Origin of the sequence: Dermacoccus sp. UBA1591 (assembly GCF_002322065.1) — a bacterium.
In the GTDB taxonomy this organism is placed as follows: domain Bacteria; phylum Actinomycetota; class Actinomycetes; order Actinomycetales; family Dermatophilaceae; genus Dermacoccus; species Dermacoccus nishinomiyaensis.
Genome location: NZ_DCNR01000120.1, coordinates 1 through 7,105, shown reverse-complemented (window position 1 = coordinate 7,105; position 7,105 = coordinate 1). Strand labels below are relative to the sequence as shown.

At 71.3% G+C, this 7,105-nt stretch carries 4 protein-coding genes; 3 read left to right on the top strand and 1 reads right to left on the bottom strand.

What is annotated here, in order from left to right:
* Positions 1-1,712: acyltransferase family protein (locus B2284_RS13775; RefSeq protein ID WP_286697645.1), on the top strand; the 1,712-nt coding region annotated here is incomplete at its 5' end.
* A gap of 134 nt (positions 1,713-1,846) precedes the next feature.
* On the top strand, positions 1,847-2,749 hold the full coding sequence (locus B2284_RS13770; protein ID WP_136788413.1) for a class I SAM-dependent methyltransferase: 903 nt from the start codon (positions 1,847-1,849) through the stop codon (positions 2,747-2,749).
* A 127-nt stretch (positions 2,750-2,876) separates the two neighbouring features.
* Here B2284_RS13770 and B2284_RS13765 read toward each other — a convergent pair whose 3' ends face one another.
* Positions 2,877-4,208 (bottom strand): lipopolysaccharide biosynthesis protein, encoded by a 1,332-nt coding sequence (locus B2284_RS13765; protein WP_170957196.1) that lies wholly within the window; start codon positions 4,206-4,208, stop codon positions 2,877-2,879.
* A gap of 114 nt (positions 4,209-4,322) precedes the next feature.
* Between B2284_RS13765 and B2284_RS13760 the strand changes: the two genes are divergently transcribed.
* The coding region (locus B2284_RS13760) for an alpha-(1->3)-arabinofuranosyltransferase domain-containing protein (protein ID WP_286697644.1) at positions 4,323-7,105 on the top strand (2,783 nt) is incomplete at its 3' end.

Sequence of the window (7,105 nt, the reverse complement as noted above, 5' to 3'; positions counted from 1 at the left end):
TGCGTCGCGCGCGGCGCGTGCTGCCGGCGATGTTCGTCCTCGTCGCAGCAGTGCTGACGCACACCGCCTTCTTCGAGCAACCCGCCCAGCAGAAGCAGTTCGGCGGCGACGCACTCGCCACCCTGGGCTTCTACCTCAACTGGAGGTTGATCGGCCGGAGCGACAGCTACTTCGACCAGATCGGTAACCCGTCGCCGCTGCGTCACGCCTGGACGCTGTCCGTCGAGGAGCAGTTCTACGTCGTCATCCCGTTCCTCATCCTCGCGATCTGCGCACTCACGCGCTCGCGCCGCCTGCGCTTCACCCTCGTCATGGCGCTCGCCTGCCTCAGTGCGTGGTGGACGGCGCACCTCGGGCTCGCCTCGTTCGAGGATCAGGCGCGCCTGTACTACGGCACCGACACCCGCGTGCAGGCGTTGCTCGTCGGTGTCGCGTTCGGGTTCGCCTTCGGCGTCGGCGCCGACGGACGGGGGCCGCGCCTGCCGTCGCGCGAGGTGACACAGACCCTCGGCGTCCTCGGCACGATCGTGTCGATCAGCGCAGTATTCCTGCTCGACGCGCAGACCGAGTGGGTCTACGCGAAGGGCGGCGTGCTGCTGTTCGCGCTTGGCGCCTCGCTCATGGGCTGGTCGAGCATCGACCCGCGCGGCCTTGCCATCAACCGCGTCTTCGGCTGGCGGCCGCTGGCCTTCGTCGGACAGATCTCCTACGGCCTCTACCTCTACCACTGGCCGGTGCACCTGTGGCTGCGCCCCGACGTGCCGCAGCCCGCGCTCGGGTTCCTCCAGTTCGTCGTGACGTTCGCGCTCGCCGTCGTGAGCTTCCGCTACCTCGAGGCGCCGATCCTGCAGGACGGGTTGCGTGGCGTGTGGCCGCACCTGCGACGCAGCCGTCGCCGGGCCCTCGCCATCGGCGCGTCGGGGGTGCTCGCGGTGTCGAGCGCCGCCCAGGCCCGCACGAGCGCACCCGGCGTGCCGACGGACGTGCCGCCGCTCGTCGCGGGGACGCCCGCGTACCGCACGGGCACGCACCAGGACGCTGGTATCGTGGGCGACAGCGTGGGTTCCTCACTCACGCAGGGTTTTTCGCCGTCGGTCTACACCGACCTGTCGATGAGCGATGCGACGATGATCGGCTGCGACCTCGTGCCCGCGCCGATCAGCCACGCCGGCCAGGACGTCGCCGAGTCCACGCGCTGCGCGAGCTGGCGCGCGGGCGTCGAGAAGCAGTTGCGCGACGCACACGCGCGCACCCTCGTCATCGTCGGTGACGCCCACTTCCTCACGACGCACCGCCTTGACGGCGTGCTCGCCGCGCCGCAGACGCCGCAGGGCGCGAAGTCGATCGAGCTGGCCCTCGACTCGTGGGCGCAGAGAGCCCGCGCCGCAGGCGTCGAGCGCACGGTCGTCGTCAATCTCCCGTGCCGACGCATCGACCCGGTGCGACTCGATCCGTCGTTGCGCTTCTTCGCCGAGCAGGGCTCGAGCGACGCCACCGTCGACTGGGCGAACGGCGTCATCGCGGCGTGGGTGAAGCATCACCCCGATGCGGTGCTCGCCGACCTGCACGCCCAGGCGTGCAGCGCCGGGTACCGCTCCGTCATCAACGGGGTGAGCCTCTACGAGGACACGCTGCACTTCACCCCGCGCGGCGCCGCGATGATCTGGACGTGGCTCGCGCCGCAGGTGCAACGCGCGGGCGCCGCACGGTGAGATTCGCCTCGGGCGGGGCGGCGCGCGAGTTGGCGAACACCGCATGCGAAAGTGCGCCCGACGTGTGACCATGGTCACCGGTTACCGCGCGGTACGCGCGCGCACTTCTTGACCCTCACGACGGACGGAACGCCATGGACACCTCGACCTTCTTCCGCGACCTGCCGGCCCTGTTCGCCGGTGAGCTCGCGACGTCGGACCCGATCGACCCGCGTTGGTCGGCCCTGTGCGACGAGGTCGCGGGGTACACCGCGCCCAACGAGCTCGCCGTCCTCAACCATGCCGCCGCGACGATGCCCGCCGACGAGGCCTACCTCGAGGTCGGCACGTTCAAGGGTCGCTCGATCTGCGCCGCCGTGCAGGGCAACGGCGACAAGACGTTCGTCGCGATGGAGAACTTCATGGAGTTCGGCATGGCGGGAGAGCTCGCGCGTCGCGAACTCATGACGAACCTCGAGACCCACGCCGGGGACGCCGACGTCACGCTGCTCGAGGGTGACTGCTTCAAGCTCATGGTGCGCCCCGGCGCGCTCGATCGCCCCGTCGGGGTCTACTTCTACGACGGCGAGCACACGCTGCTGTCGCACTACCTCGCGCTCGCCGCCGTGGAGCCGCTGCTCGCCGACGAGGCGCTCGTCCTCATCGACGACGCGTCGTGGCAGGTCGTGCAGAAGGCGCACAGGCTGTTCCTGAAGGAGCACCCAGGCTGGCAGATCGTCGAGCAGTGGGACGCGGCGCGCGCCGACGACCCGCGCTGGGCGAACGGCCTGCACGCGCTGACGTTCCGTCGCCGCCCCGGCACCACGAAGCGCCTCAGCCGTCAGGACGAGATGCTGCGCCGCTACCAGACGACGGTGCAGGACCGCCTCAACGCGGCGATGTGGAAGGCCGTCGGCGTCGTGCCCGGGCCGATCACCGCCGTCGCGAAGGTGCTGCTCGGCCGCTCGCGTCAGATCGGTGACGACGGTGTGAAGAGCGACGGCCACAAGAGCGACGGCCAGAAGAGCGACAGCCAGAAGAGCACTGGCCAGCACTGAGCCCTGCTGGGCCGCGCCGAGCGAAACCGGCCCCCCGATGGGGCGGTAGGACTAGGCCGGCCAGCCTGAGCGGATGGGTCCGGTTCGAGCGGTGCGAGCCGACCTTGAGGTCGAAGGACGTCGGGGGTCAGCTCGTGTGATCGAGCACGAGCAGATCCTCGGCGTCCTCGACGTGCGTGACGCGCCTGCTGCGCGAGCGCCACGCGCCGGCCACGACGACGACGCCCGCGCAGACCGCGGCGAGCGTCACGACCTGCCAGACGCTGTCGTGCCACCAGAGCCACCCGGCGACGAGTTCCACGGCGACCATGACCCATGTCAGCATGCCGAGGCGCGTGTCGTCGCCCGCCATCTGCGAGAACAGCCACAACTGCGCGAGCGCCCAGACGGTGCCGAGTGCGAGGCACGCGATGACGAGGGAGCCGTTGCCGTCGAACGCGTGGCCACCGACGGAGGCGATGACGGCGTCAGCGTCGAGCAGCGACCCGACGACGCAGCCGGTCACACCGAGCGCGACGACGAAACCGGCGGCCCGCCACAACGCGCGGGTGCCGTTCGTCGCGCGAGTATTCGCACCCGCATGGGCGGGCGACGCGGAGGCGCTCGAGGCTGCGAGGCGCGGCACGATGAGCAGCGCGAGGAACTGCGTGCCCCAGCACATGGCGCGCGCGAACGTCGAGGCGAGACCGTATTCACCGGACGTCTCGGGGGCGAGGAAGTGACGCACGAGGACGACGTCGACGTTCGTCAGCGCCGTGAACGCGGCGAGCGTCGAGTTCGATCGCCACATCTCGCGCGCCAACCCGTCGTTGCCCGCGCCGACGCCGACGAGCGCGTCGCGGCTCGCCCACAGGCCGAACGCGGCCGCGCACCACGCGGTGAGCGCCATGACGACGAAGACCTCCGTGACGTTCGCGCCCGCGGCCGCGCACCCGAGCGCACCGGCGACGCGGGTCGCCGCCGTCACGACGTAGAGCGCGGCGAGGCGGGCGATGGCGCCGCTGCCGAGCAGGACGCCCTGGTAGGCGCCCGTCAGCGTCATCGGCAGGAGCATGAACGCCATCGCGATCGTCGGCTCGAAACCGCCGAGGTGGAACAGCGCGTCGACGCCGGGGGAGGCGAGCATCGTGGCGACGCTCAGCGCGACGCCGACCCGCACGGCGAGCCCCAGCCCGCTGGAGCGCAGCGACGGGTGTGCCCAACGTCGTGCGATGACGACCTGCAGCGCGCCCGCTGGGATGACGAGGACGATGCCGAGCGTGATGAGCGCCGAGTACGCGCCGAAACCGGCCGGCCCGAGCGCGCGCGTGAGGATGAGGACGAAGACGTAGCTGAGCAGGTTTCCGAGCCCCATCGCGACGGCCAGCACGACGCCGCCGCGCCCCGACGGCGCCTCCGACGTGGCCTCCGCCGCGTCGGAGGCCGGAACCGGGCGCGCGTCGGCGGATGTGGCGTTCACCAGCACGACCCTTCTTCCGAACGCCCGTGTGACGTGGGCTACCTGCTGGTTATATTAGGTGCTTCACGGTCGACCGTCCGTGAACCCCCTCGGCCCAGGCTCGGAAGGACGCTCGTGCGACGACCCATCCTGCGCCGCGGACGCCTCGATGCCTACGCCGTGGCCTGTGCCGTCGCCGCCGTGGTGCTCGCGGCCGTCGTCTTCCTCAACGATCTCGGCCACTTCAACACCGACATCAAGCCCGAGGTGTACCTCGCGCCGTGGGAGATGGTCGGCCGGTACCTGTCGTCGTGGACGGCGTCGCCGTACCTGGGGTCGGCGAACTTCAACGTCGGGCTCGTGCCCGTCCTGCTCGTGCTGTCCGCGCTGCGCGGCATCGGGCTGTCGCCGGAGTGGACGTTCAAGGTCTTCCACCTCGCACTGTGGCTCGTCGCGGCCTGGGGTGCCGCGCGCCTGACGCGCACCGTCGCGCCGCGTTCGACACGCTGGCTCGGGCTCGCTGCAGCCGTGTTCTATCTCGCCAATCCGTACGCGATCGCCGCGGGCAACACGCTCGCCATCGCCCTGCCGATGGCGTTCCTGCCATGGCTGCTGCTGTGCTACCTGCGCGCCCTGCAGCGGCCGTCGTCCTGGGCGTGGCCGGCGCTGTTCGGGCTCGCGTTCTTCGCGATGAGCGGCATGAACGTCGCCGTCGTGCCGCTGTTCCAGCTGTTCGGCATCATCCCGATCGCCGCCGTCGCGCGCTGGCACCTGCACCGCACCTGGCGCGAGGTCGCCGCCGTCACCGCGAAGTGCGCGCTGTTCGTCATCGCCGTGTCGCTGTACTGGCTCGTGCCGGCGATGTCGGCCGTCGCCACCGGCAGCCAGATCGTCGGCACGTCAGAAACTCTCGACGGCATCCACAAGGTCTCCTCGTTCACCGAGGTGCTGCGCGGGCTCGGGCTGTGGCCACTGTACGGCCACGGCGACGCCGGACCGTGGGTGCCGCAGAACGCCGCCTACATCACGAGCCCCTGGGTCATCGCCCTGACGGCCCTGTGGCCCGCGCTGGCGCTCGTGTCGCTGCGCTGGGCCCGCACCGGGGTGCGGCGCGCCGCGGCGCTGACGGCGGCGATCGCGGCCGTCGTCATGGTCGGGCTGTTCCCGGGTGAGAACGATGCGGAGAGTCCCGCGGGTTGGCTCATCCAGGCCGTGCTGGCGTTCCCGCCGCTCGCCGCCTTCCGCACGACCAACAAGATCGGTGCGCTGCTCGCGCTGTCGTTCGCCGTCGCCCTCGCGTTCGGCGCCGTCCATCTCACGCGTCTCGTGCGCCGCCGTTCCGGTCTCGCGCCGATCGCCGCGGCGCTCGCGAGCATCGTCGTCGCCGCCTGGATGCTGCCGGCCCTGGCGAACGGGCTCTACATCTCGCGCATGGACATCCCGTCGTACTGGGACGACGCCGCCCGCGCCGCCGATGACGGCGCCCCGCACTCCTCGACGCTCGTCCTGCCGGGCCAGACGCGCCCGACGTACCGCTGGACGGTGCAGCGCCCCGACGACCTGACGAACTCCCTGCTGAAGCGCGACGCCGTCATCCCCGAGACGACACCGAACGCGAGCGCCCCCGGCGGCAACTTCCTCGCGGCCCTCGACGACACCGTCCAGTCCGGTACGGCGTCGGGCGACATGGTGTCGACGTTCGCGCGCTACCTCGGCTCCGACAACGTCCTCGTGCGCCACGACACCGTCTGGGAGAACGACGGGGGAGCGCGCCCGGCCGTCGTCCAAGCCCTCATCGGCACCGACACCGGCCTGTTCGGTTCCGGCAACTTCGGCAAGCCTGGGCAGAACGTCCTGTCGCCGGTCGCCTCGCCCGCCGGGTACGACGAGGCGAGCCTGCGCCCCCTGCAGCTGTACACCGTGCGTGACCCGCGAACGGCCGTGCGGGCGCAGAGCATGGCGAACTCCCTCGTCGTCGCGGGTGACGGCTGGTCGTTCCCCGAGATGGTGAACGCCGGGCTGCTGCGCACGTCACCGAGCGTGCAGTACGCGCAGGATCTCGACGCCGCAGCCCTGACGCGCGCGCTGCAGGCCAAGGGGCGCCTGGTCATCACCGACACGAACGCGCGACGCTCCGCCATCGCGCAGCGCCTCACCGCGGGCAACGGCGCGCTGCTCGCCGCGGGCGACCCTCTCGGCACGACGCGCACGCTCGGCGATTCGCCCGACGATCAGACGGTGCTGCTGCGCTCCGGGACGCTCGTCACCGCGACCACCTCCGGCGGCACGTTCTTCGACCTGCCGTACGCGGTGCCCGAGAACGCGTTCGACGGCAACCCCGACACGAGCTGGCGCTTCGGCGACTTCCGCCGCGCCGTCGGTCAGCGCCTCGACCTCACCCTGCCCGCGAGCCAGACGCTCGGTGACGTCACGATCGCCCAACCCGACCTCGGCCCCGTCAAGATCGACAAGGCGACGATGACGGCGGGTGGCCGCTCCGTCACGGTGCGCGTCCCCGATTCGGGCAAGGCCACCTTCCACATGGGCGGCGTGAGCGCGGACCGCGTCAGCGTCCACATCGACAGCATCCGCGGCGACGGCTTCAACCTCGTCTGCATCTCCGAACTGGGCCTGCCGGGGCCAAAGGCGACGCGTGCCGCGCGCACCCCGACGACGCTGACACGCCTCTACACAGGCCTCGACGACGCGGGCCGCTCGGCGTTCTCGTCCGCGCCCCTCGACGTCCTGCTGCGCCGCGTCGAGAACACGCCCGCGGCCGCCGACGACAGCGAGATCGCGCTGCGCCGCGTCGTCTCCCTGCCGCAGGGCCGCACCTTCAACGGGGATGCCCGCGTGCGGATCGACGGCGACGACCTGGAGAAGATCTACGACGAGGTCGCCGGGTACAGCGACGCGGT

Bases quoted from the DNA above. Each gene is read 5' to 3' on its own strand.
- B2284_RS13770 (WP_136788413.1), top strand. From the start codon at position 1,847: ATGGACACCTCGACCTTCTTCCGCGACCTGCCGGCCCTGTTCGCCGGT.